Source organism: Veillonella atypica KON (assembly GCF_002959915.1).
Taxonomy (GTDB): domain Bacteria; phylum Bacillota; class Negativicutes; order Veillonellales; family Veillonellaceae; genus Veillonella; species Veillonella atypica.
Map to the genome: position 1 here is coordinate 563137 of NZ_PPDE01000008.1, position 26250 is coordinate 589386.

The 26250-nt window shown below is 38.3% G+C and carries 20 protein-coding genes; 4 read left to right on the plus strand and 16 right to left on the minus strand.

Annotated elements, in window-relative coordinates:
* Nucleotides 1–238: 238 nt before the first annotated feature.
* The 3 genes from VAHSUH02_RS06620 to VAHSUH02_RS06630 are packed head-to-tail and all read right to left on the minus strand — an operon-like array spanning nucleotide 239 to nucleotide 10067.
* Nucleotides 239–1159, minus strand: a complete 921-nt coding sequence (locus VAHSUH02_RS06620) for a DUF805 domain-containing protein (protein ID WP_005376006.1) — start codon at nucleotides 1157–1159, stop codon at nucleotides 239–241.
* Complete coding sequence (locus VAHSUH02_RS06625; protein ID WP_005382735.1) at nucleotides 1159–8226, minus strand: two-partner secretion domain-containing protein; 7068 nt, start codon at nucleotides 8224–8226, stop codon at nucleotides 1159–1161. The genes VAHSUH02_RS06620 and VAHSUH02_RS06625 overlap by 1 nt, the downstream gene beginning before the upstream one ends.
* A 44-nt stretch (nucleotides 8227–8270) precedes the next feature.
* Nucleotides 8271–10067, minus strand: coding sequence for a ShlB/FhaC/HecB family hemolysin secretion/activation protein (locus VAHSUH02_RS06630; protein WP_005376280.1), 1797 nt, complete (start codon nucleotides 10065–10067; stop codon nucleotides 8271–8273).
* Nucleotides 10068–10479: 412 nt separating this feature from the next.
* Between VAHSUH02_RS06630 and VAHSUH02_RS06635 the strand changes: the two genes are divergently transcribed.
* Nucleotides 10480–11481, plus strand: a complete 1002-nt coding sequence (locus tag VAHSUH02_RS06635; protein WP_005382732.1) for a sirohydrochlorin cobaltochelatase — start codon at nucleotides 10480–10482, stop codon at nucleotides 11479–11481.
* Between the two features lie 51 nt (nucleotides 11482–11532).
* A complete protein-coding gene (locus tag VAHSUH02_RS06640; protein ID WP_005382730.1) occupies nucleotides 11533–12474 on the plus strand; it encodes an ABC transporter substrate-binding protein in 942 nt (313 codons plus the stop codon).
* Between the two features lie 70 nt (nucleotides 12475–12544).
* Here VAHSUH02_RS06640 and VAHSUH02_RS06645 read toward each other — a convergent pair whose 3' ends face one another.
* The 13 genes from VAHSUH02_RS06645 to VAHSUH02_RS06705 all read right to left on the minus strand — a co-directional run bounded on the left by VAHSUH02_RS06645 (nucleotide 12545) and on the right by VAHSUH02_RS06705 (nucleotide 24109).
* Complete coding sequence (locus VAHSUH02_RS06645; protein WP_005382728.1) at nucleotides 12545–13327, minus strand: ABC transporter ATP-binding protein; 783 nt, start codon at nucleotides 13325–13327, stop codon at nucleotides 12545–12547.
* Nucleotides 13327–14322, minus strand: coding sequence for a FecCD family ABC transporter permease (locus VAHSUH02_RS06650; RefSeq protein WP_005379268.1), 996 nt, complete (start codon nucleotides 14320–14322; stop codon nucleotides 13327–13329). The genes VAHSUH02_RS06645 and VAHSUH02_RS06650 overlap by 1 nt, the downstream gene beginning before the upstream one ends.
* Before the next feature lie 119 nt (nucleotides 14323–14441).
* A complete protein-coding gene (locus tag VAHSUH02_RS06655) occupies nucleotides 14442–15107 on the minus strand; it encodes a precorrin-8X methylmutase (RefSeq protein ID WP_005376263.1) in 666 nt (221 codons plus the stop codon).
* A complete protein-coding gene (gene cobK, locus VAHSUH02_RS06660) occupies nucleotides 15094–15882 on the minus strand; it encodes a precorrin-6A reductase (protein ID WP_005379186.1) in 789 nt (262 codons plus the stop codon). Before cobK ends, VAHSUH02_RS06655 begins: the two co-directional genes overlap by 14 nt.
* A complete protein-coding gene (gene cobJ, locus VAHSUH02_RS06665) occupies nucleotides 15879–16568 on the minus strand; it encodes a precorrin-3B C(17)-methyltransferase (RefSeq protein WP_005376261.1) in 690 nt (229 codons plus the stop codon). Before cobJ ends, cobK begins: the two co-directional genes overlap by 4 nt.
* Nucleotides 16569–16597: 29 nt before the next feature.
* Entirely contained in the window at nucleotides 16598–17719 is a 1122-nt protein-coding gene (locus tag VAHSUH02_RS06670) for a cobalt-precorrin 5A hydrolase (RefSeq protein WP_005382724.1), read from the minus strand.
* Between the two features lie 4 nt (nucleotides 17720–17723).
* On the minus strand, nucleotides 17724–18485 hold the full coding sequence (cobM, locus tag VAHSUH02_RS06675; RefSeq protein ID WP_005382723.1) for a precorrin-4 C(11)-methyltransferase: 762 nt from the start codon (nucleotides 18483–18485) through the stop codon (nucleotides 17724–17726).
* Between the two features lies 1 nt (nucleotide 18486).
* The gene (gene cbiT / locus VAHSUH02_RS06680) at nucleotides 18487–19074 is read right to left on the minus strand and encodes a precorrin-6Y C5,15-methyltransferase (decarboxylating) subunit CbiT (RefSeq protein ID WP_005382722.1); all 588 of its coding nucleotides are present in this window, start codon (nucleotides 19072–19074) and stop codon (nucleotides 18487–18489) included.
* The gene (gene cbiE / locus VAHSUH02_RS06685; protein ID WP_038148657.1) at nucleotides 19071–19697 is read right to left on the minus strand and encodes a precorrin-6y C5,15-methyltransferase (decarboxylating) subunit CbiE; all 627 of its coding nucleotides are present in this window, start codon (nucleotides 19695–19697) and stop codon (nucleotides 19071–19073) included. Before cbiE ends, cbiT begins: the two co-directional genes overlap by 4 nt.
* Entirely contained in the window at nucleotides 19673–20791 is a 1119-nt protein-coding gene (cbiD, locus tag VAHSUH02_RS06690) for a cobalt-precorrin-5B (C(1))-methyltransferase CbiD (RefSeq protein ID WP_005382720.1), read from the minus strand. Before cbiD ends, cbiE begins: the two co-directional genes overlap by 25 nt.
* A gap of 71 nt (nucleotides 20792–20862) precedes the next feature.
* Nucleotides 20863–21357 carry a YajQ family cyclic di-GMP-binding protein gene (locus VAHSUH02_RS06695; RefSeq protein WP_005376039.1) on the minus strand — a complete coding sequence of 165 codons (495 nt, stop codon included), beginning with the start codon at nucleotides 21355–21357 and terminating at the stop codon, nucleotides 20863–20865.
* 272 nt (nucleotides 21358–21629) lie between these two features.
* Complete coding sequence (locus tag VAHSUH02_RS06700; RefSeq protein WP_005382719.1) at nucleotides 21630–22346, minus strand: hypothetical protein; 717 nt, start codon at nucleotides 22344–22346, stop codon at nucleotides 21630–21632.
* 149 nt (nucleotides 22347–22495) lie between these two features.
* A complete protein-coding gene (locus VAHSUH02_RS06705) occupies nucleotides 22496–24109 on the minus strand; it encodes a WG repeat-containing protein (protein WP_005382718.1) in 1614 nt (537 codons plus the stop codon).
* 146 nt (nucleotides 24110–24255) lie between these two features.
* On the opposite strand from VAHSUH02_RS06705, the gene VAHSUH02_RS06710 reads away from it, so the two are divergent.
* Both VAHSUH02_RS06710 and fba read left to right on the plus strand, forming a co-directional pair.
* Nucleotides 24256–25176 (plus strand): RluA family pseudouridine synthase, encoded by a 921-nt coding sequence (locus tag VAHSUH02_RS06710; protein ID WP_005382716.1) that lies wholly within the window; start codon nucleotides 24256–24258, stop codon nucleotides 25174–25176.
* 144 nt (nucleotides 25177–25320) lie between these two features.
* The gene (gene fba / locus VAHSUH02_RS06715; RefSeq protein WP_005379166.1) at nucleotides 25321–26250 is read left to right on the plus strand and encodes a class II fructose-1,6-bisphosphate aldolase; all 930 of its coding nucleotides are present in this window, start codon (nucleotides 25321–25323) and stop codon (nucleotides 26248–26250) included.

Genomic DNA, 26250 nt, shown 5'->3' on the forward strand with positions numbered 1-26250 from the left:
TGAAATTAGAACCAACTTTTTCAATACAATTTGACAGGCCATAGGCATTATCATATTCATTGCTAGGGAACAAAGATAATATTAATAGCCCTACTACCCATATATTCAAATCAACTGACATAGCCCTAGACAACATACCTTCCGTATATGATACGACTAATATAGGAGGGGAATAATTTAAATAATTAGTATACAACGTATATAGAGCAGCTAATATAAAAAATACTACTTTGGCCCCTTATCTTCCATTAGGATTTATGGTTAGATACCAAGACTTTTTAAAAACTAAATGATAAATTACAAATAGATTAATAAATGGTAGTATCAAGCCAACAATCCATAATGAACTTAATAGGCAATCATGAAGACGTCTTATTGATAATGTAATAATCCCAATGCTTGGCCATATATATACTATCAAAAAATTGACACCGCTTATTAATGATACATCAAAAAAATCAATACTAAACTTAGAAATTGAAGTGATTAAGAAAATCAAAATAAATACAACAAAATTTGCCCCAATCACACCTACAATATATTCTCCCCTATTTGCTCGACCACTTATATAAAGCAATTTAGAAAAATATACTTTATATACGTTATCAAAAAAACTCTCTTTATCTTTACTTACTCCACTATTTATCAAAGTACTATTACCATAAGCAATAAAGTAATCATCAAATTTATTAATACCATGAGCATATCCATAATTATTGTTATTTTCTTCACCTAATGGTAAAGAAAATAACAATAATAGAAGAGTTATAAAGAGATTTTCTAAGGTTATGTCGAAAATTGAAAAAATTTGAAAAATCGAAGTTACATCTAACTCATAGCTATTAAATAATAATTTTAAAATACTAGAAATAACTAAAACTAAAACTATTCCCCAGCGTGATAATCCTATATCATTCACTCTTCTAACTAAAGATCCGATTATAACAAACATACCAATTATAACCAAAAGATATGGAAGTATTTTCACAAAGAAACTACTCGTAGCACTTCCTAATAATGCTATAAGAAATAAATATATGTATATATTTATTATGGTTCCAAGAACTGCAAAAATATACGGTACCCGTCCCATTCGTTTATTTATAACTAAACAATATATATTTTCTTTAAATAATTGCCACTCTTTTGATAAACTCACTAATAGGACCTCTGAATCTCATTAAAATACTGATTAATTATATCATTTGAAACGGGAATAAACTTATCTTTATCAATTAATAACTCTTTTCCTCCTGTTTTTCGCTCACGAACAAAATAAATAAAACCTGGACTGTTATTCGAATAGTATAAGCGTCCTTCTGTAGGGTGTAATTGGTGATATGCTATTGCCATTTGATTTAATCTTGGTTGATAACCATAACGTTCATTAATCATTTCATTTACTTCCCCAGTATTGACACTTGGAACCTTAAAATCCTGAGAGATACGTAGTCTTAAATCAGTAGCGCCCTCACCATAATTAAATTCCCTTTGCTTAATATTGTTTTTAGGAATATTAAGATTCAGTAAATCTCTAAAAAATGATTTATTAACACTATAATCTACTGCATCTAAGGTTCCAGTATGTAATGGTTCTTTATCAACCGTAAGCGTTTTATAATATAACTTTATATGCGGCTGAGAAAAATCAGATAAAAACGAATTATTATCTGAAGTAGACAAAGAAGGCTTCTTAGGTGTAGTAAGGAGATTATCTCCTCCATCTTTTTTAGAGGTTTTCTCAAAAGGATTTTTAACTATATCTCTTAATCCTATATCAACACCCAATGCTCCTGTTACACCATCTACAGAATCATTTCTAAGAGCGCCATACCCTATAAGACTTATACCGACCTCAGTTCCTTGTGGAAGTTCTGAAGATGTTTTTCCTTCAAAACTGGTAGAACGATTATACATTGGTGTTGCTAGCTCATAGGATGCCGCCCTATTAGCAGCAAAAGCTTTTCCTTCAAACACAATATAATTCATAGTCATAATACCATTAGCAGGATGTACCGTATACCCATTATCAGCCATATAATCCCCGAACTCTGAATAAGTATAGGATGCTGGTTTAATAGTATATTCAAATGCGCCAGTATTCACATCATATACTGCATTATTGCCATCAGCTAAAGTAATAGCTTTATGTCCATTATCAACTAATTCATCTCCATAATTTTCATAGATTCTAGCATATGGATAAGTATCTGAATATTCAGGATTACCAGTCTCATAAATAGTAGCTATCCATGCATTAGGTTTCCAAGTATAGTTTCCTAATTCTAAATTTGAGCGTGTAGAATAAGCAATATCTGAAGAAGTGCTATTTAAACGAGCTAAATACATTAATGTATAATTCATGCCACCATTTAATATACTCTTATCAGGAAGCCATGAAGCTAATGCATCGGCAAGGCTTCCATCTATCGCTTCATTCCGATCATTCTCATTACCATAATGGTGTACTGCTCTATAATTACTCAATCCAGCCCATTTACCTATAATTTCAGATATTCTATGGTTTCGAGAGTATCCTTCTTCATATGAAAATGCTGACTGCAATTCTGATAACATTTCTTGTTGTTCTTCATGTGTTAACCAATTATTATCCGTTGCTGATAAAACAATACTTTGTCCAGTTTCGTTGATCGAGATAGTTCTTAATAATGCAATACTAGCTAATTTTCTAATTCCTGGATCCTTAATACCCTTTAATGTATTACTAATTGTATCATTAACAGTTACACCTTTTATACCAGTAAGAATACTATCTCCCGATAATGATGAAATCACTCCTGCAAAACCAGCATGCAAAGAAATTCTATATATTCCATTTTCGCCCCATTTTTTTGCTTCTTTAATATATTCTTGTGCTAATTTTTCTTTTCCATCTTTACTAGCTTCAATTGCTTTAATAGTTAAATCATGAGATTTTTTTAATGCAATATCCCCAATTAACTTATATCCATGGTCAGATATCTTATTTAATAAAATTTGTTTTTCCTCTATTGTTTTCTTATCAAAAATAGGTGCGAGTTTATTAAGAGCCTGTTCCGTATCATGATTAATCTTTTCTAAGGATTCTTTCTCAGCAATTTCGATAATACCTTCACTAATAGCTGAATGCGTAGTAGACTTTGAGCTACCTTTTACAGGAATCCCCATTTTAGGACTACCTGTAATGCCTATTGGATTATTTTTAGTGCGTTTGGTCGTAGATAAACTATAGCCAGAAGTCTTGGCAGAATAAGATGCTTCATTTTGAATATCATTCATTTTTAAAGAGTTAGAGGATAATCTGTTTTTGGATTTATCAGGACTACCTTTAATTATACCACCTGTAAGTGTAGTTGCATGATTTACCTGTACATTATATCCGCCATCACCTGCGTATATACCAGCCTGGTTTGTAACACTTGCATAGTGACTGTCTGTAGTTCCTCTCGAATTATCAAATCCAACTCTCGCAGATCCACTCATTCCATAAGATACAGATATACCTTTATTTTTACTTATTTTATGGTAATCATTTGTATCTTGTAAACTTTCAATTTTCAAATCATGTCCAACTTTTGTAGTTACACTTTCACCGATAACCTTAGAACCAATAATTTCTGTATTATTTCCAGAAACAGTATTTACTTGTTTACCAAGAATAACGGTTCCTGTATGTGTCTTAGTTGTCTCTAATGCATTTTCTTTACCTTTATACACATTAGCATCTAAACCAATAACACCACTTCCATGCGGGCTTACAGTTGCGCCTATTGACCAACCAGAAGATGTATAATCATCGCGTTGAACTACTGTATTAGTCCCGGCATCCATTCGAAGATTATTAGATGCACTTACATTAACAACCGGAGCTTCTACTCTACTTCCCGTAATGTGTATATTCCCCTTAGCCATATCATTACTATTAGCAGTAATATCTACTTTTGTTTTACTACCTATAGAACTACCAATATATTGTTCTTCATTTAACTCATTTCGTTGTTTGTATTTACTAGAACCTATAGATACGTTGATATTTAGGAGACGATCTTTTCGAGCTTGTTCTTGTTTATATTTTTGTTCTTTATCTATTGCATTTTGAACATCTGGATGTACAGCATTTTCAATTTCTGGATGTTCTAATTGATAACTCTTATTTAATTCATTAGCTTTACTTAAAACCTCTCTTTCTTTATCTAATAAATTAACAGGTTTAATCTTACTATAAGCCTTGGCATCATTATAAGCATGTTTTATGCTATTGGCTGCTTCACCATATTCAAATGCTGATAGCGCACTAGTTTTTCTACTGTTAGCACGTTTGCCAAGTTGTTGAGCTGTGTTCAAAGCAGATACTACTTGCCCACCAACACTAACCGTTAATCCAGATCGTTTTTCTTCATGCGTTTGTACTACATGTGATGAGTTATGTTTACCATCAATGTCAACATCCGTAGCAGTTAAGGATACCGGACTATTGCTAAAATAGTTAGTCGTTGTGCTATGTATAGTATCGCCAGCAGTAACATTAATCACCCCATTAGTAGAGGCAATATTACTCGCTTCTTGTGTAGTATAACGACCATCATATGTATCAGTAATTTTTTTACTACCAATAGTAAATCCTAAGCCAGCCCCCATAAGACCTTTTTTCTTACTATGTTGATATGTATCATTGTGACTGCTATCTTCTGCAGAATTTGTGCGTACCTTATTACCAGCACTAATAGCTACGTCACCTGTACCCAACACATTAGATCCGGTTATATTTACATCATGGTTAGCTCCTACTTGAATTGTATTGCCACCAATAGTGGATGCTACCACACCCGTATGCTCGTAATCTTTACGAATCGTATTGACTGTACGAGATAATAGCCCTTTTTCCTTGTACTGTAGTCCATATTGATCACGACTATAGGTATTGCCATTTTCAATATTTACATCATTACCAGCAGCTACAGTTGTTACACCATGTTCACTATTTATTACACCTTGACGAATATTGACATCATTCTTAGCTGCGACTGTTACATTGCCATCACCTAAAATTTGTGTGCCAATTTCAGTACCTCTATCTGTTCGTAGATAATTTGCAGCATTTAATGTCATATCTTTCTTGGCACTTAATTTTTTAGTATCCACATTAACCGTATTGGCACTAGTAATAGAGATATTACCCTCATCTCCACCTGTAATAATAGCGCCAGTTAGATGTACATCCTTATTGCTATGAATGTCTATGGTTCCTTTAGGATTTGATACGCCAATACGTCCTTGTTGCATAAGTACATCTTGATTAGCTAATTGATGTGTTTCAGCCTCAACGTTTATGTCATTATTAGCACGTAATATAACACTATCATTACCGTGAATAGCACCAGTATTTCGAATAGAATCCGTAGCACCAATAGCTACAGTATTCGCATTAAATCGACCCGTATTATCCACTGTATTTGCCTGTACTACAATAGAATCAGCCATCATATTACCACTATTCTTAAATGCACTATCCGTATTAGCTATAATGGATTTACCACTTACAACAGCGCCCATAGCATCGATTTGATTAGCCGATTGTTTAGCTAAATACACCTTAGGATACAATACTTGTTGAGGTTGTCCATTTACAACAATAGTTTTTGTTTCAAGCCATACCATATCTGTTGTAATGGCTTTCATTTGTTCTTCTGATAAGGTAATGCCAGGCGTCAACTTATATTTTTTACCATATGAAATACCAGCTTCGAGTAATGCTTTATATTCGCTTTCGTTATCTGTATAACCCTCTAAATATGGTTTACCAGTAGCAGATAGGATTTGTGAATTAATCAGTCCTTGTTCATAGAATCCATCACCTAGGCGCTTCATTCTTCGGTCTGGGTCATTAGCCAATGCATTTAGCATGAATTCAGAGGATACAAATTTCTTACGATTTGTAAAAGCACTATCTGTTTCAATTAATGCATTTGCTGTTATATCAGGATGAATATTATAAATTGCCTGTGTTGGTAATTTCAATCCTTCAATCGTTACATTTCCAATACTAGACTTTCCTTGATTACCTGTGCCAAACGGATCAAGACTATCATTTACTTTACGTTTATTGGCCTCAGCGATGGTATCCTCAGCATGTTCCTGTATTGTACCAATGGGTTGTATATTTTGCTCTTCTATGGAAGGCGTCATAAATACTTCTGGCTCCCAATATCGGCGCCATTTATACCTATAACCATGAGCTTTATGAACTCGTTTCGCTTCACTAACTTGTGTTGTCCCTGTTTTGAACACCTTATCACTGGTTTTATCACTGATAGTCTCATGTGCGCCATTAAATATAACTTGTCCAGCAGATGCAATTTTGCTATTTATATTAGATGAAGCGCCATTGATAACTATATTGCCACCAGCAGAAATAACCCCTGGTTGATTATTCGTAACTTCTGTATGGGTATGCTCCTCTTCACTTCGAATCAATGTAAAGTTTTTTACAGGTGGAACGCCCTTATCTACCATTTTAATCGTACCATCAGCTTGTTTCACTGGTACTTTATGAGCCACTCCATAGCCACCTTTTCCTGTATAGCCAGGGAATTCAGAGACATCAAAGATTTGATTTTCTTCTGGATGATTTTTATCATCAACCTTAAGTTTATCACCATGCTTTGTAATACCATCCGAAACACGCTTCATGCCAAAGCTTGCATTATCATTAACAAGATTAGACGTTGTTAGAGTCATCTCTCCACCTGATTGAATGGTAGCGCCCTTATTTTCAATGACATGAGAGCCTGTTAGATTCATCGTATTTCCACTATACAATAAAGCATTTCCATTATTATGGATTTCATTAGCTTGTATATCCATATGGTCACGACTCGCAATTGTACCAGACTTATGACTATCTAATTCCTTTTGTACTTTAGTCATTGCTTCTTGCGCTTTATCATAAGTCTTAGTTAGCTCTTGTATACGATTGCGATGTGCTTGCAACTCTTCTTTAGACTTATAAGCTGTTATATCTGCATTCCACTCTTTATCAAGCGCCTCTTTAGCTTGTTTTAAAACATCTGCAGCACTTTTATATCTTGCTTCAATAGTTGCATCCGTATGATTAGATACAGTATCCGCTTTAATAGATAAGGTGTTTCCATATATACGACCATTTTCAGCATTATCTACCGATGTTGCACGAATATCTGTAGTACCATTTGAGTTTACCAAACCATGATTAGTCATAGACGATTGACTTTCAATAGCTAAGCCGTTATCACCTTGCACAACACCATCTTGTCCCACTGAAATAGCATGACCTGAAATAGACGTCTGACCATTACTTGTTATTCCGCCATCCACTTGAATCATACCATCCGCACTAATATTAGTCGCATGAACAGAACTTAATGTACCTTTAACATTAACACCAAGCCCATCATTGGTTCCTTTCATGGTAATAGAGTTAGCATACATACCACCAATAGCAGATACATCTAGACCAATTTGCTTAGAGTACCCCAAAGCCTTAGATTCCAAAGACTTGGCATCTATTAAATTTTTACCTGTACGAGTCTCTACTGAATTAGCCCATACACCTGCGTTTACTTGAGCGGCTTCTGTTAAAATTTGTAAGGAGTTAGATTCTTTTGCATTAAGGCCCTTTCCATTAATAGCAATAGAACCTTGTTCTACCCGATAGGTATTAAGATTTCCATTAGGGTCATATTCAGGCTTACCAGTCGTTAATACAGCACGGTCAGTATTTATAAAACCGCCTCCATCTACAGTGATCCCATTAGGATTAGCTACAACCACTGATGCTTTACGTCCAGCCACCTCAATAAAGCCATTCATGTTAGTAGGATTATGAGATGTGACCTCATTTACAATAACCGAGGCAGAGCCACGCATCATATTAGCATTACCTGGCACATACCCAGCTAAGCTCGTATTCGCCATTTGATATGAATTATTTAAAATCACACCATTTTGTGGCACATTAAAATTTGTATAATCATTGCGAGATACACCATCTGCCGTAGGTCCTGCAATATTGACTAATGTAATACCGTTTGCCGCTTGTCCTACTTGTGCTTGTCGATGTTGAGGCGCATTGCGATCTACCTCTATAGGATTCTCTGCATAAGCTAAAGGAACTACTAACGGATCCATAACCATGAGGCCCATTGTAAGCCAAACAGCAATTTTATATTGTAATCGTTTTTGTTTCATAAATTCTCTCCCAAACTATATATATGAGATATAACAGCAATTTACTAAAATCTAAATCCCGCTTGGAATCCTGCTGCTATATGATTTGTTTTATAACCTTCCGGTTTATATAACGGCATACCAACAAAGGCATCATAAAATATTCCAGACTTAAATTGGCCTCTCATACCAATGGCTGTACCGGCAATAAACCGACCTGTCAATACATCGGTACTAGGTCCATATACGGCACCAAAATCTATATTGGCATATATACTTGATTTCCATTTTGGTATATAACTAGCTACTTCATTTCGCATATACCAACCACTCTCAGCCATCAACGTATGCTCACCATCAAAGCCTTGTACGGTATATCGATTGCCAAGGCTAATCATATCTCGTGAGTATAATTGCTTGCCACCTAATGTCCATTGCCCATGAAATGATGTTGTAATACTTGCAGGACGGTGGCCCCATGTACGTGGCATTTGATAATCTACATCTAATAATAGTTGTGTATAACGCGTTGTTGGTGCACCATATCCATAATCAGGTTGTGATCCAAACCAACCAGCACCTTTTTTTATAGCGACACGAGAAAAGATAGTATTTTGTTTACGATACCGTCGTTCTGAAAGACCTAATTCCAATGATGCTGTATTCGCTCTCTGTACTTCAATTTCCACATCATTAATATAATTCTTGGAATTACGTTTAGATATCGTTATATCCCAACTCCGTTTAATTGTTCGACTGCGATGAAATACATGATTCCATGTTCCTCTAAATGTCTTAGCTCGACTAGAACTAATGAATGGATTTACCATAGTATATACCGTTTGATGATATTTCATATTACTATATGAAACAGAAAACGTATCTTTACCTCGTGGAATCGAGTAAGAAATACTATGGTTTTTAGTACCCTTGACTTCGCCATCTCGAGCTCCATCCTGATTTAAACTCACTTGAAAGGTATCATTAGCATTGAATAATCGATCAATGCCTATAGAAGTCGTCCACTGCAGTTTTCCAGTATCTTTTAATCCAGAATCATCAATAGACACTATGCCATGAATTGGAGGCTTTTTAGATGTTTGCAATATAATAGTAGAATATAACGGTTTTGACCCAGCTTCTAACTCAACAGCTACTGATTGGGATCCAATTCGTCGCATCTGTTCTAAGCCTTGCTCAATATCTCGAATATTTAATATATCCCCTTCTCGTAATGGAAATGCATTATGCCAAGGTAAATGTGGTAAATCTGGCCGATACATAATAGCTTCAATCCGTCCAATTTGTAAATTAAACTGCAATTGTCCCGTGGCAAGGGATTGTTGTGGAATTCCCACTTTAGATGTAACAAAACCATGCGATAGTAATGAATTATTTAATTGAGTCGATAACCCATTAATATCCTCAATAGATAACTTACAATTAATATAAGGTTTAATTTCTTTTCTCAGAAACGAGAATGTCTGAGGAACATCAAGTAATATATCCTGACCTTTTGATTGATAATATAAAGGCCCCTTAATCAGTCTCGTACTATATGGCGCAGAATTATCTATCTTAGAATTTGAGTCTCCGCCTTCTTCAGCTAACCGTATCTGCGTGATATAAAAAGACGGTGAAACACTCATAGGTCCTGATGCAGGTCTTGGTGTCTTACCGTCTGTATTAGATGATATATGTTGCCATTGTATCCGTTCTTCTCCTAATCGTGCCTCTCTCGCTTCTTGACTAGCTCTTGCTCTATCTAGTTGTTCTTGTGTGTCTATAGGATTAGCACCATGTCCCTGTAAAGGTATCACACATGCTAGACCTAGATACAAAAGTACCGCTCGCTTAATCATATATTTCCTCTCTAAATAAAACATAAACTCATATTTTATATTTTATTATGTTTTTTTTTCGAAAGTCAATAGAAGATTTAGCAATAAAGGTCTACTACATCTAAGCAGTACACCTTTATTTAATATATTTTTATTTTAGAATTCCACATAAAATACAAAAATATAATGATAAATCCTATCATAAACATTGAATTACTTATAATTATACCGTCATAACCAATAAGAATATTTTTATAAAACATAAGATTATTCCTCATTTATTATGATTTTTTATAAAAAACGGTCGTATTATTTATACGTGTACAGGTATGGGGTTTATTGACATCCATCCCCTAGGTTGCTACGATTGATTATAGATAATATAGTTATGTCTGCATAGTCAGATGATGTTGTTTAATGAGGTGATTCACTTATGATTAGTGTAAAAAAACGTGCATTAACAGTTTCTGCTGCATTAGCGGCTTTCGCATTGACATTTGGTGCTCCTGTGCTTGGTCACGCTGCATACCAATTAAATCCTGAAGTAAAAGACCCTACTCCAGCATTAAAAGAAGCTTCTGCAATCGGTGTTCGTACACACAATACTGAAGCTTTACAAAACTTGCCAAACAAAGATGCTATGGTTGTTATGAGCTTTGGTACAACTTTCAAAGATACTCGTGCTAAAACAATTGATGCAACTGTAGATGCTATTAAAGCAGCTCATCCAAACACAAAAGTAATTACAGCTTTCACAAGCCATATTATTCGTGATCGTATCCAACAAAAAGAAGGTATTACTTACCCAACTCCTGAAGAAGCATTGGCTGAACTTAAAAAAGACGGTTACACTCGCGTTGCATTAGCATCCCTTGATGTAATTCCTGGTATGGAATACAACTACGATGCAGCAGTATATAATTTGTACAAAGATAATTTCAAAAAAATGACACTTGGTACATCTCTTATGTACTGGATGGGTCAAGAAAACCAAACTGACCAAGTTATTGAAACATTAAAAGCTGTTCAATCTCAATTCCCTAAATTAGGCAAAGAAGACGGTCTTCTTATCATGGCTCATGGTACTCCAGATCCTTCCAATGCTTACTATTCTGTAATTCAAGACCGTATCCATACTCTTGGTATGAAAAATGTATTTATTTACACTGTAGAAGGTACTCCAAATCTTGAACAAGTTATCCCTCAATTGAAATTACATGGTATTAAACACGTTACATTGATGCCATTCATGATGGTAGCTGGCGACCATGCAAATAATGACATGGCTGGTGCAGAACCAGAATCCCATAAATCCATTCTTGAAAAAGAAGGCTTCAAAGTTGACACTTACATCCATGGCTTAGGTGAAAATCCTAACATCCGTAACTTATTCGTTGAACGTGCTAACGAATCTTGGGACGCATTACAAAAATAATCAATCTACAATTTAACTAGTATCGTTATATAACGTACATAGGAGTACATCATGAAAAAACTACTACTCTGTAGTCTTGCTTTGGTCATGATCGTACTAGCAATAGCTGGGTGTGGTAAGTCCACATCCAGCTCTTCTGCTACTACGAAGGAACTTACCTTTAATGGTGAAACCTATACTGTACCAAAGGATCCACAACGCATCGCCGTTCTTTCAAATTCTGTATTGTCCATGCTATACGCAGTAGATGGAAAGGCAATTTCCCGAGCTAGCACGACAGATAAACTAGCGCCAGAATTAGAAGCATTACCTGCATTAGGTCAAACGGCTAACATCAATATGGAACAATTGTTAGGTTTAAAACCAGATGTGGTATTGGGTTTGGAAAACCAACATAAAAAATATGAATCCCAATTACAATCTAACAATATCCCAGCCGTACTTTTCAATTACGATGGCATCAAGGATAATGTGCCAATGCTAACATTCCTTGGAGAATTAACAAACCATCAAGATAAGGCTAAATCCGTTATTGCCACCTACGAAAGTAATATTCAAAAGGTTAAGGATGCCATTAAAAACCAACAACCTGCACGTATTGCCGTATTGCGTGCTACCGGTAAAGGTGTGACAGCTGAAACCGACGAAGCGGTAACTGCATCTATGGTCAAAGAATTAGGTATGACAAATGTTGTAACATCTCACCTAGATGGTACAACCAAAGATAAAACGGTACCGTATTCTCTTGAAACATTAACCGCTGATAACCCTGATATTATCTTCGTCGTTACCATGGGTAAAGAAGAAGAAATTACAAAGGCCATGAAGAAAGCTATGACAGATAATCCTGCATGGGCTAATCTTAAGGCTGTACAAAACAACCGTGTCATCTACTTACCATCTAAACTATTCCTACTTAACCCAGGTCTACAAACACCTAAGGCTATGGCTCGTTTAGTGAAAGAAGCATATGGCATTGATGTTACATTTTAACATATCCTAACATACTAAAGAGGGCATTCCCCATTTCGGGAATGCCCTCTTTCACTATTAGTCTAGCTATCTACTCAGCTAAACCTTTTACGCGTACATATTGTTTATCATCAAAGGTATCGATTTGTACATCTACGGAAAATACATCTCTAAATAGTTCATCCGATACGATTTCTTTCGTGTCTCCAGCTGTCACTAAATGACCATCTTTTATAATAGCCATATAATGAGAATATTGTACGGCTTGCGTCAATTCATGGAGTACCATCAATACGGTTAATCCTTGTTCATCGTTTAATCGTTTTAACAATTCCATGATTTCTAGTTGATGGTTAATATCTAAGTATGTTGTTGGTTCGTCTAACACTAATAATTTTGGTTGTTGTGCTAAGGCCATAGCAATCCATACCCGTTGCCGTTCACCACCAGATAAGGATGGAATTAATTGATTCCGTAAATGATTCGTTTTTGTAATTCCTAATGCATAGTCAACGATTTCTCGGTCCTCTTTGGCCGTATTCTTCCACCACATTTGGTATGGATAGCGTCCACAATATACCAATTCTTCTACGGTCATATCCTTTGGCATATTAGGCACCTGTGGCAGAAACGCCATTTGACGTGCCAATTCATTTTGTGAATACGACTGTAATGGTTTACCTAAAATAGTCACACATTCACGTGGACTATGAATATATCCAATCATAGACCGTAAGAGTGTACTTTTACCACAACCATTAGGCCCGATTAAAGTCGTTATTTTACCAGTAGGGACAGATACATTAATATCATGTAAAATATGACGATTTCCGAGAGTGACGGATAACTGGTTTACATCAATAGCCGTATTCATTAGTTATCCCTCCTCAATAGATATAAGAAGAATGGCGCCCCGAAGAATGCCATGATAATGCCAACAGGTACCTCAATTGGACTCCACATAACACGCCCTACCGTATCACTAACAACGAGGACGAGTGCCCCTAATAATGCAGAGCCTGGGAGTAAATACGCATAATCATTACCGATGATAAGTCGTAACATATGCGGTATAACGAGGCCTACGAATCCGATTAAGCCCGCAATACTAACGGCACCTGCTGCTAATAGAGCCGCAACAGCAGTCATAATAAACCGCGTTTGTTCTACCTTAAGGCCTAGGCCCTTTGCTGTTTCATCACCTAAACTTAAAATAGTAAGACGTTTGGCACCTAAACAGGCAAAAATAAGACCGACTAACGCGTATGGGAACAGAACCTCTACTTGAGGCCAACTGCGTGCAGCCAAGCCCCCTACCATCCAAAGTAAGGCTCCTTGCACACGATCTCCATAGAATACAAGTAGTGCAGAAATACCAGAGCCTAAAAAAGCAGCCACCGCGACACCAGCCAAGATGATACGGCTTGGGCGTACACCATTCTTCCAAGCAAGAGCATATACCATCAACGCCGCAGCCATAGCACCTATAAAGGCGACGAGAGGCACAATATGATCATAGCCAGGGAAAAGAATAAATATAATAACACCGGCAAGTCCGGCACCAGATGACACCCCAACAATTTGAGGATCTGCTAAAGGGTTCTTCATAACCGCCTGTAAAATGGCACCCGATACAGCTAAACAAGCACCAACTAATGCAGCAACAATATTACGAGGCAACCTAATATTCCAAATAATTTGCGATGCTGTATCTGTTAGCTCACTAGCCCACAATGTGTGCCAAATCTCCGATAGTGAAACCGGTGTGGAACCCCAAATCAGCGAGATAATCATGCTAGCTATGACAGCAATAACCAAGACAATAATAACTGATATACGAAATAGTTTTCGTTCATTCAGAGAGTCCACAGTAACCTCTCCTTTCACCAATACATGGTACTATCAGCACCCGTATTATACATATAAACCTCATAATAGATATAGTAAAACCCGAATCGCCCCCAATAAGCAACGATTCGGGTTACTTTTTATTTAGATTCTTTGCCTTCTACGAAGAGCATATCGTTGCGTTTTACATCTGTGTAAAGTAATGCATTACATACGGATGCTGCAATTGGGCTACCACCCTTGTTACCTTTTACAGTGATATAAGGAACTGGGGATACTTCCATCAAATAATCTTTGGATTCAGCAGCGCCAACAAAGCCTACAGGAATACCGATGATAAGAGCTGGTTTAATACCTTCTTCAAGAGCAAGGCGCAATACTTCGTACAATGCAGTTGGTGCATTACCGATAGCAACGATTTGGCCTTCTAATTGTTTGCCAAATGTGCGCATAGCAGCGATAGAACGTGTTACGCCCAATTCTTTAGCCATTTTAGCTACATTTTCATCTTTGATTAAGCAATGTACTTCATTACCACGAAGTTTAAGAGCCGGTTTAGAAATACCTGTGCGAACCATTTCTACGTCAGTGTAAATATCTGCACCATTGTCTAATGCTTCAATACCTTTTTGAACAGCGTCAGGGCTCATTTTTACGAGTTGAGCATATTCAACGTCACCAGATGCGTGAACTGTACGAGATACAACGCGTACTTCATCATCGGTTAAACCTAAATCCTTTACATAATCGTAAATGATTTCCATACTTTTATCTTCAATGGCTTTAGGATTTTTAACGTAATCCATTAGTGTCCTCCCATAATTTGAAAAATTCATCATTCGATGATACCACAGGGCATTCTAGTTTCACCCGTGGACGATCGATAACAATAACGTGGATGCCAAGGTCGATGGCAGCCTGTAATTTCGTATCTGCCCCACCTACGAGGCCAGAGTTTTTCATAACCACAACGCTCGCCTTTGTATCGTGGAACATAATACGATTCATATCGTAAGAAAATGGACCTTGTACGGCAACGATACGTTTAGGACTCACATTGAGGTCTTCCATCATTTGCAACACCTCAGCAGTTGGCAAAATACGTGTCCACACTTCACAGTCTTGTAAGGCCTCAGACTTAGCAAAGATGTGCATCGTCTTACTACCAGTAGTCAAATATACATGATTGTTATTTTCCTTTGCCAATTTGCCGGCTAAATTAGCTGCTTCTGTTTCATCAACTACGATATGCAACTTATCATAGTCTGGCAATGGTACCTCTTTTCGTTCAAACCGAACAAAAGGGATACCCACCGCCTTAGCTGCATCTTGAGCCGTTGCAGTCACAATAGCTGCATACGGATGGCTTGCATCAATGAGTAGGCGCACATTATGCTCCTTAATCAACTGTTGCATAGCCTCTTGATCGAGGCGCCCCGTATGAACCGTAATGCCTTCATGAGCGGCCAATTCCGCCCCATATTGGCTCACTACCGTCACGAGAACCTCTTCACCGGTTCGTTCTTGGATATCTACCGCTAAGGTTCGACCATCCAAGGTACCAGCGATGACCCAAATCATAATTTGTAACCTCGAGGTGTAATCATACGACCATTTTCAACATAAGTTTGGCTGTTACCAATGATAACAAGTGTTTGCATATCTACTTCTTCTTTTGTGAAGTTTTCAAGATCAGAAATCACCATATGCTGACCTGGACGACCTGCTTTTTGCACGATGCCTACAGGTGTTTTAGGGTCGCGGTATTTAAGAACGATTTCACGTACTTCATCTAAATGAGTTACGCGTTTTTTACTACGTGGATTATACAAGGAAATAACCATATCCCCTTGTGCGCAGAGGTCAGCACGTTTTTTAATTAGATCCCAAGGTGTCATCAAATCGCTAAGGGAAATAACGGCAAAGTCATGCATCAAAGGTGCACCCAATACAGAGGCTGCTACGTTGACAGCACTAAGACCTGGAACGATATCCACGGAAGGGCGTTTGTCTGCTGGTACTTTATTAGCCAATTCCAATACAAGACCAGCCATGCCGTACACGCCGGAGTCACCAGAGGATACAACTACTACTTGGTGACCTTCTACAGCCAAATCAACGGCTTGTTGGCAACGATCCACTTCTTGCATCATCGCTGTACCTACCGTTTGTTTACCTGCGATAAGGTCTTTAATCAAATCAAGATATGTTAAATAACCGACTACACGATCTGCCGCTAAAATCGCTTCCCGTGCTTGTGGTGTCATAAATTCAGCGTCCCCAGGTCCAATGCCGATTACTTTGATGTTACCTGTGCAATGGCTACCGTTGTTTTGGGATACACCGTTTTGTGCTGTATTAATATTTGGCTCTTGGCCGCTAGTAATGCTGTTGTCTCGCATACGTTTCCTACTCCTATTGTTCCTTTTACAAATGTGGATTCTTTTAAATCCTGTTCTTCTATAACGGGTGCTATCTCTTCTTGTGTGTAGAAATGAATAGCCCACCCTAATTCGTTTACGGCCTCTAATAGACCGACTTCATCTTGTTTCACAATAACCGATGCAGCTGTGACGATGCTTTTTGGTGAAAGCTTATGCGTCTGTAGAGATTGTGTAATGGCATCCAGTATGAGCTCCTTTGGCGTATCTCGGCGACAACCGATGCCCATCGTATACGTACGAGGGCGTAAGATGAGTTGCTCTGTATACTCAGGAATCACCTTATCTGTTATCACTACGCGACGAACACCATCAGTCTCAGGCAATGTAAATACATCTACCACCTGAACAGTGCCATGCGTACCGATATGTAATGCAGCAGCATCGCGTAACCGATTAGCATCGACTAAGGTTTCATCGATGTAGTAGTTGACGCTTTCACCAGCCACAACAGCAGAATTAACATCCACTAATGTGTGAAAATCGTCGACCAACAGATGCTCGTGGCGCGCCAACACGTCAGGCGCTGGCAATCCATTAACATCCGTCGCCGTTGTAATAACAGGGTCCGCATCTATGGCCAGCGAAATGGACTGCGTCCATTCGTTGGCGCCCCCAAGGTGACCAGATAACAAACTGATAACATGATGACCGGCCTCATCCATTACGACGATGGCAGGATCCTTAGATTTATGCTCAATATACGGTGCAATCATGCGCACTACGATACCGAGTGCCATAATGCATAACACTTGATCGTAATCTTTGAAAATCTGCCCTATGTGATGTTTGAGAGAATCAAAATAGATAGCCTCACCACCAGAGGGACGGTTTTCCTTTTCATAACAGTCCGCATGAGGAGCTACCAAAGACTTGATACGTTGCCCCAGCCTTGCACCGCGTTCAGACACAGAAAGAATAGCAGTTCTATTCGTCTTTGCTCCTGTCATAGGCGCATCAGATTCTAGTTCTTTCATCACACTAGTCCTTAGCACTACGATACATATGGGCAAAGCCCTTATCGTAAAGCTTAGATAATTCGTATTCGCTGTCTAGTACATGACTAACAACGATCATAGCTTGACGTAATACGCCTTCTTCAGCCACGATATCCGCAATGGTTTCCAATGTACCGCGGATGATGCGTTGGTCTGGCCAAGAAGCTTTCACTACGATAGCTACAGGTGTTGTTTTATCATAACCGCCTTCGATAAGTTCAGCTACTACCTTATCTAGCATTTGAACGCTAAGGAAGATACACATGGTCGCTTCATGAGCCGCCAACATGCGCAATTTTTCCTTTGGAGGCATTGGTGTACGGCCTTCCATGCGCGTAATAATTACAGTTTGAGATACATTTGGCAATGTATACTCTTGTTTCAACGCCGCTGCTGTAGCGAGGAACGAACTTACGCCAGGCACCACTTCATAGGTAATACCCATGCCAGCCAAAGCATCCATTTGCTCTTGAATAGCACCGTAAATAGCAGGGTCGCCAGTGTGCAAACGGACAACCTTTTTGCCTTCTGCTACGGCAGCTTTCATAACAGCCAATACCTCATCAAGGTTCATAGTGGCACTGTTATGAATTTCACAACCTGGTTTACAAGCCTCTAAAATAGCAGGGTTTACCAAGGAACCGGCATAGATGACAACGTCGGCCTCTTGCACTAAACGATACCCTTTTCGCGTAATAAGCTCTGGATCCCCAGGGCCTGCGCCTACAATATGTACGTCAACCATATTACTCTCCTTCTGCGATACGCGTTGCAGATACAATAAAAATTGGACTCAATGGGTCCAACAAATGATATGGACCAGCCTTACGATAGCGGCTAATGGACATTTGGTACCCTTCATAGGTGAAAGGACGACCTTTCAACTCTTTTAAAATGGTATAACCCGTTTCCATCGTTACCGCCGTTACAACAAGGCGACCGCCTACCTTTAACAACCGTTGTACTTCATCCATAATGCCAGTCATACCGCCAGCACTGCCGCCGATAATAACCGCATCAAGCTCAGGTAAATCTTCCATACCCTCCGGAGCTTTGGATTTTATAACAGTCATATTATTTACATTGAATTTCTTCATATTTTCATGAATCAACTCAATGCCTTTATCAAAACGTTCGATAGCATATACATGACCTTTAGGTGCCGCTAAGGCAGCTTCAATAGAAATCGAACCCGTACCAGCCCCCACATCAAGAACGATGCTATCTTCTTCGATACGTGCCTCATTCATAACGGCTTTGCGAATCTCGCATTTCGTCATCGGCACGTCACCGCGTATAAATTCCTCATCAGGAATTCCAAAAAAATGTCTCATCCTAGTACCACCATTACAGAATGACCAAATCCTTCGAGTTCTGTAAGAACCTCTAGCGTGGAGTCTACGATTTTCTCATCGTCATAACTCAATCGCTCAAGGGCTGCAGCTCTCGTTTCTTTTGGCCAACCTGCATCTATTAAAATACGCGCAATATGCGCTGGATTATATTCAGGATCCGTTAAGAACCCCATCTTTTTTCCCGCTTCATATACGAGTCTTTCAGACGCTGGTTGGCGTCCGTGAAAGCTCATTAAATCCGCATCATGCCACACTTCGTTAAGGCGTGCAAAGGCAAATGTCATGGAACTAATGCCTGGCACCACTTCAATGCGTGTGGTAGGAAATTTCTTTTTCAAATACGGTAACAAGCTATAGTAGCCCGTATCACCGCTGACCATAACCACAACATCATGGTCGTGAAGTTCACGCTCGATTTGTTCGGATAACCAACTTAGTTTCCCCGTTACAGGATACGTAATCTGTCCGGGTTCCTTAAAATCCTCCAAGGAGCGTTCACTACCTACCAAAACGGTAGCATGTTTAATTAAATTAAGGCCTTTAGGCACCACATAATCAGGATTGCCCGGACCAATGCCTACGATATACAAGGTATGTGCCAATGTTCTAGCTCTCCTATCTCTTTTGCATGCTTATCCATAGCCAAAATCTCACCCTTTAATGTGGTAATAATGATACCTACCTCAGCCTCATTGGCAATATATCGTTCACTGCGCATAGATGCGCGGTCTACTACACGTTGATATACACCGGTAAGGCCTTCTCGTTCTAATATAGGGAACGTAGATTCTGTAGTTTGGCAATTAAATAACTCTTCACACACCGCTTGGGATGCTCCTTCAAGAGCTGCATAGGCTACAATACTTTCCATACGACCATCGCTCATGCGATTATGGGTATGGAAACTTCCGCTAGCAAGCTTAATAAGTTTACCAATATGACCGATAATCAAGATACGTTTAAAGCCAATATGCACGGCTTGTTCAAGCATAAATCCGATGAAATTGCTGGTTTCAGCCATTTGGTTCTTATGGATACCGAGCACTTGTTCCGCTAAATCTTGACCGATACGCCCCGGTACGAGAACTGCCGTTTCGCAGCCATTGGCTTTCATTACCTTTAACTGAGGCACAAGAGAATTCTTAAACCCTTCTTCACTCATCGGCTTAACGATACCCGTTGTACCGATAATGGAAATACCACCTTCGATACCCAGCGTATGGTTCAACGTCTTCTTAGCCAACACCTTACCATTAGGAACGCTTACTGTTACCGTCACACCTTGACCTTGCGTACAAAACTCTTCAAATACGAGTTTCATCATCGCTCTAGGGCCCGGATTAATGGCCGGTTGTCCAGGGGGCATGGCAAGACCGGGTTTCGTAACCGTACCGACACCAAAGCCAGCTCGAAAACGTAGCTTGCCTGTGTCATCAAGGGTCACCGTCGTTTCCACATCATTGCCATGGGTCACATCTGGATCGTCACCGCCATCCTTCATCACAGTCGCCTTTGCCTCTGTTTCGGATATGATTTCCACAGATTTAATAGGTACCTCAATGAATTGACCTTGCGGATTCTCAATGACAACCTTGTCCACAATATTGTGTTCTAAGAGGGCCAATAAACCTGCTTTCATGCCTGCCGTAGCACATGAACCGGTCGTATAACCACCCTTCATGTCCTCTACTCTCATAGCGCCTCCTACACCGATAGGGTTAGCGATTCACTGGAATCAATCTAACCCTATCTCTTATGCTTATATAATTAGGAACGGAAGTTAACGAATTGCAATTCAACCGGTACATCCAATTGTTTTAACATTTGGATAACCGCTTGCAAATCATCCTTATCCTTGCCAGATACGCGCACTTGATCCTCTTGGATAGACGCTTGTACCTTAAGCTTCATATTTTTGATTGCCTTTACTACTTCTTTAGCATTTTCTTTTGTAATGCCTTTTTTAATAGTAATCACTTGGCGTACAGTGGCACCAGCAGCAGGCTCAATCTTACCAAAATCAAGGTTCTTAACCGCTACATTACGCTTAACCATTTTGCCTTTTAATACATCGATAATAGCGTTCAATTTATATTCGTCATCACCGATGATTTTAATGGTATCACCGTCAAGGCTAATTTCAGCTTTAGAACCGCGGAAATCATAACGCGTACCAATCTCTTTCTTCGCTTGGTTTACCGCATTATCCACCTCTTGCATATCCACTTCGGATACAACGTCAAAGGAACAATCTTTAGCCATTTTATACCTCCTACACCTGAACCCGTTGGGCATGGGGTTCACGCATTATTTTCATCATCATCCACGTATTCATTGAATGGAATACATCTATATAATTATATCGTAAATTATCAATATTTACTAGGAATTCAAATAATTAGATTATGATGATTTTTCATTAATCTAGATACAATAATTATCTTCCCATCCTATTATCTTTATATAATCAACTAAAATACCCAATAGCAATATTTTAAAATTTATCACTATTGGGTATTAATACTACTTATATTTTATTTAATTGGTAAAACAATATTTTGACCAGTAGGTTGACTTGGATTCATAGCATTAGGCAAATCTTCCACGGTTGTATTTAGATCTGTATCAGTAGATACAAGAGCTACAAATTTTTGGCCAGGTTCATAGTAAATATTAGTCCCTTTCATGAACAAGCCACCAACCAAACTTACTGCAGCAGCAACGGCAACTGCTCCATTATCAGAATGGCCCTTTCCTTTAACTTCTGCAGTTAATGGAACATTTACACCATTAATAGTCTTAATGCTATCAATTTTAAACTCTAAACGACCTTTGCGTCCAAGCATACCATTTTTTCTTGCTTTTGTAATTGTCCCTAATACCTCTTGGTTTGCTGGAATAACAACTACATCATTAATTAGTAAATTTTCTATGGTCTTTAATCTAAAGGTATTTCCTTCTTTGCTTTTCTTAGAACTAATAGGATCGATTAATTCTAAATTAATATTTGTATCTTTAGGAATATACGCATGTCCAGCAGCAACAGATGATGTCTTTACAGTTGCCGTAGTTTCACCACTCTTTAACAACTGAATACGATTAACTCCAGATGGTAATTCTGTCTTAACTACAGATTCTTGCATCGCACTTGGTGCACTTGTATCTTCTGCTGAAGCAGTCAGTGGTAATGCACAAGAAACACTAAGACAACCTACAACCAAAAGTTTTAATAATGCTTTAGATGTTTTCATATATTCCTCCAAAAGCAAATAAATTCACAAGCCAATTTATAACTACAGTATAGCACATTATGAAAAATTAATGAATTCCTCATTTATTGTTAAACAACATAATATACTAGGATAACCAATACATAAATTTTTATTATAATACAATCTATCTATAAAATCTCAATATCCTCATACTGTGGTTGTACAACCCACTCACCACGTAGATTTACAATTCCCCACTTACCTTGAGATTTTACCGGAGCAAAACCATGTTTAACGGGCATTGCAGAAGTGATTGTGTTATCACTAAATAATACTTTACCACTATCATCAATAAGCTTATAATCACTAGAAGTCTTATGTACCCAAGTATATGGTCCACTAAATTTATTTATCCCCATATCTTTGGAGGTAGTCAAAATAACATTTCCGGTTGTCATATCGATTAACTGTTGAGTATCACCACTCACTACAACCATATTAGTTAGGCTTACAAATCTAATAGAATCATAGGTAAACGGAATAACTTGTTTGCCTGTATCCACGTCAAATACGCCCGCTTTTTTATTATCTTTATTGATAAATACTAACAATCCATTAAGATCACTAAATTCGCCTAAATCATAATTACCTGGTTGAATAATATAATTACCTTCACGATTTACGAATCCAATAAGCCCTTGGTTTTTCACAAGTGTGCCATATGCAGTAATTGGCCAAACTGCATCATTTTTACTATCGATAACAATTTTACCATCACGATTAATATAACCGCGTTTTACACCATCATATACAGGGTTCCATGCATCACCATAATAGATTCCACCGTGATTACTAAGGGTTATTCCTACAGCCATACTCAACAAGCCTCCAAGATTAAACTTGCTTATATGGCGTCGGAATTCTGCCAATCCATCATCATATGCGTCAATATCATTAGATGGTGCTTCAAATACAGTCTTACCTGTGCCATCAATTGCTACATTTTTACCTTTAGCATCTTTTACAAAAGCACGATCTTCACTAAATTTCGTATATACTTCTTTAAATTGTGGAGCGATTACAGTATTACCTGATGCATCATTAAAACCCCATTTTCCTTTTACAGAAACGGCCGTATAAGAATCACTTGCATATGTTTCCTTATGATTTGACGAATTTTGATTCTTGTTTACAGTCTCATCATGATGATTGATAATTTGTTTAACCTGTTCATCTAAGGCATCTTTACCACTTGATAAAACGGTACCATCTACTTTAATATGTTCTAAAGTTTTCTTTAACTTTACGAAGTATGTTCCGTCCTCAGCATAAGATGGATTCAACTCTTTATATTGTGGATCAAGCAAAACTTGACCATTAGTTCCTACAAGTCCCCATTTACCATTTTGCTTAACCTTAGCTAATTGACCCAGTTTAATAAAAGCACTATTACTTTCAGTAGCCTCATCAATGTTTGCTTGGAGAGACTTAAATGCTGCTGGTGCTAATTTTTGAGTAGCTCCAATAATTGGTACCGCTACATAATCACCTAATTGCCCTACACCAACAGATACAGTTGTACCACTTGATTTAGTAGATACCTTTTCAGTCGTAGAAATATTAGTAGTAGATGTGGATACACTATGTTGTTCACGTGTTACACGCGTACTTGTAGATGTTGGTGTATCATGATTTGTTACTGTTGTACTACTAGTAGATGTTGTACTAGATGCTGCGAAAGTACTCGTAGCCATAGCCGCCAACACACATGCGACTAATAAAGATTTTCTGTTGAGTTTCATAGGCCTCTCCTCTTATTACTCAAAGGACTCTAGATATAAAAATTTTATAAACAAATATTAATATAAATTATACTATACGAACCTTTATATATACAATAAATTGTGAAAAATTCTTCATCCATTATTTTTTTGCTATAATAGGACCTATGAAAACAGCAACCATAATCGACTTGATTGTAGATGCTAATATACACACGCAATCAATGAATCATATTATAAAACAACAGCATATTTCACAGCGCATGCGACGGCGTCTAAAAAATAATGGAATCATCACCATTAACGGACAATCGGCTACATGGGATACCCTTGTTCATGGCGGAGATCATCTACTTATGAAATTAGTACCTGAACAAGAATTTTCACGCTCTCCAATGAATCTGGAAATCGTATACGAAGACGAACACATCCTCGCTGTAAATAAAGCCGCCGGTGTTCTTATGCACCCTACCTCGACGGTACGCGATGGAACATTGGCAAATGGCGTTCTCTATTATTATGACGAAACTGAGCAGGCTCATGACTTTCACCCCGTCCATCGCCTCGATAAGGATACATCGGGCATCGTCATCATCGCAAAAACATCGGTAGTACAACACGCCTTTGATAAGCAACGCACAAAATTTAAAAAGGTTTATGACGCCATCGTTGAAGGCACTATGCCAAGCCAATCGCTAACTATTAAATGGCCCATCGGGCGTAAAGCAGGTAGCATCATTGAACGATGTTGCACATCAATTGGCAAACCGGCTCGTACTGATGTGACGGTATTGGCACGCCACATTGTTTCCCAGCCTGTACAAATGAATAAAAATTTGAGCACGCAACAGGTTCTGACTCATGTGCAATGTGTACTCCATACGGGCCGAACCCATCAGATTCGTGTACACCTATCCCATTTAGGTTGTCCTTTAGCTGGTGATGATTTATATGGCGGTCATTTAGATTATATTCGTCGGCAAGCATTACACGCTGGGTACCTAGCTTTCACCCATCCTATGACACAAGAATACGTAGAACTACGAGCACCTCTGCCAACGGATATGAAAGATTTACTATGTCTCTAACAGATTCATCTAGAAAACCTTATAAAATTGTGGTGCTTTATATCGTTTCTTGATATACTAACAATGAATAGATATGTATCATCATAAGTTGATGACAATACTTTCAAAATACATACAATCGGCTATAAAGCCAAGGAGGACAACATGCCATTAGTAACGACTACGGAAATGTTCAAAAAAGCTTATGAAGGCGGCTACGCAGTAGGTGCTTTTAACGTTAACAATATGGAAATCGTACAAGGTATCGTCGATGCAGCAAAAGAGGAACAATCCCCTCTTATTTTGCAAGTATCTGCAGGTGCTCGCAAATACGCAAAACACATTTACCTTGTAAAACTTGTGGAAGCAGCATTGGAAGATAGCAATTTACCAATCGCTCTTCACCTTGACCACGGTGATTCTTTTGAAATCTGTAAAGATTGCGTAGACGGCGGTTTTACATCTGTTATGATTGACGCTTCTCACCACGATTTCGACGAAAACGTAAAAATTACAAAACAAGTTGTTGAATACGCTCATGCGCACGGTGTTGTAGTAGAAGCAGAACTTGGTCGTTTGGCTGGCGTCGAAGATGACGTTAACGTATCCGATGCAGACGCTCGCTTCACAGACCCAGAACAAGCTGCTGAATTCGTAGCATTAACAGGCGTTGATTCCTTGGCTATCGCTATCGGTACAAGCCACGGTGCTTACAAATTCAAAGGCACACCTTACCTCGACTTTGAACGTTTGGAAAAGGTGGGTAAATTATTGCCTAACTTCCCTATCGTATTGCATGGTGCTTCCTCCGTATTGCCTGAATTCGTAGCAAAATGTAACGAATTTGGTGGCAATATCCCTGGCGCACAAGGCGTACCTGAAGAAATGCTTCGCAAAGCAGCGCAAATGGCGGTTTGCAAAATCAACATCGATACAGACCTTCGCCTTGCTATGACTGCATCTGTACGCGAATACTTGGCACAAAATCCATCCGAATTTGACCCTCGTAAATATTTAGGACCTGCTCGTGACGCTATTAAAGGCATGGTAGCTCACAAAATTAAAGATGTATTAGGTTCTTCTCACAAACTATAA

Coding starts and splice junctions, on each gene's coding strand:
- VAHSUH02_RS06710 (WP_005382716.1), top strand. CDS start 24,256: ATGAAAACAGCAACCATAATCGACTTGATTGTAGATGCTAATATACAC.
- VAHSUH02_RS06655 (WP_005376263.1), bottom strand. CDS start 15,107: ATGGATTACGTTAAAAATCCTAAAGCCATTGAAGATAAAAGTATGGAA.
- fba (WP_005379166.1), top strand. CDS start 25,321: ATGCCATTAGTAACGACTACGGAAATGTTCAAAAAAGCTTATGAAGGC.
- VAHSUH02_RS06645 (WP_005382728.1), bottom strand. CDS start 13,327: ATGAATACGGCTATTGATGTAAACCAGTTATCCGTCACTCTCGGAAAT.
- cbiT (WP_005382722.1), bottom strand. CDS start 19,074: ATGAGACATTTTTTTGGAATTCCTGATGAGGAATTTATACGCGGTGAC.
- VAHSUH02_RS06630 (WP_005376280.1), bottom strand. CDS start 10,067: ATGATTAAGCGAGCGGTACTTTTGTATCTAGGTCTAGCATGTGTGATA.
- VAHSUH02_RS06640 (WP_005382730.1), top strand. CDS start 11,533: ATGAAAAAACTACTACTCTGTAGTCTTGCTTTGGTCATGATCGTACTA.
- cobM (WP_005382723.1), bottom strand. CDS start 18,485: ATGGTTGACGTACATATTGTAGGCGCAGGCCCTGGGGATCCAGAGCTT.
- VAHSUH02_RS06625 (WP_005382735.1), bottom strand. CDS start 8,226: ATGAAACAAAAACGATTACAATATAAAATTGCTGTTTGGCTTACAATG.
- VAHSUH02_RS06670 (WP_005382724.1), bottom strand. CDS start 17,719: ATGAAAGAACTAGAATCTGATGCGCCTATGACAGGAGCAAAGACGAAT.
- cbiD (WP_005382720.1), bottom strand. CDS start 20,791: ATGAGAGTAGAGGACATGAAGGGTGGTTATACGACCGGTTCATGTGCT.
- VAHSUH02_RS06700 (WP_005382719.1), bottom strand. CDS start 22,346: ATGAAAACATCTAAAGCATTATTAAAACTTTTGGTTGTAGGTTGTCTT.
- VAHSUH02_RS06695 (WP_005376039.1), bottom strand. CDS start 21,357: ATGGCTAAAGATTGTTCCTTTGACGTTGTATCCGAAGTGGATATGCAA.
- cobJ (WP_005376261.1), bottom strand. CDS start 16,568: ATGACACCACAAGCACGGGAAGCGATTTTAGCGGCAGATCGTGTAGTC.
- VAHSUH02_RS06635 (WP_005382732.1), top strand. CDS start 10,480: ATGATTAGTGTAAAAAAACGTGCATTAACAGTTTCTGCTGCATTAGCG.
- cobK (WP_005379186.1), bottom strand. CDS start 15,882: ATGATTTGGGTCATCGCTGGTACCTTGGATGGTCGAACCTTAGCGGTA.
- VAHSUH02_RS06705 (WP_005382718.1), bottom strand. CDS start 24,109: ATGAAACTCAACAGAAAATCTTTATTAGTCGCATGTGTGTTGGCGGCT.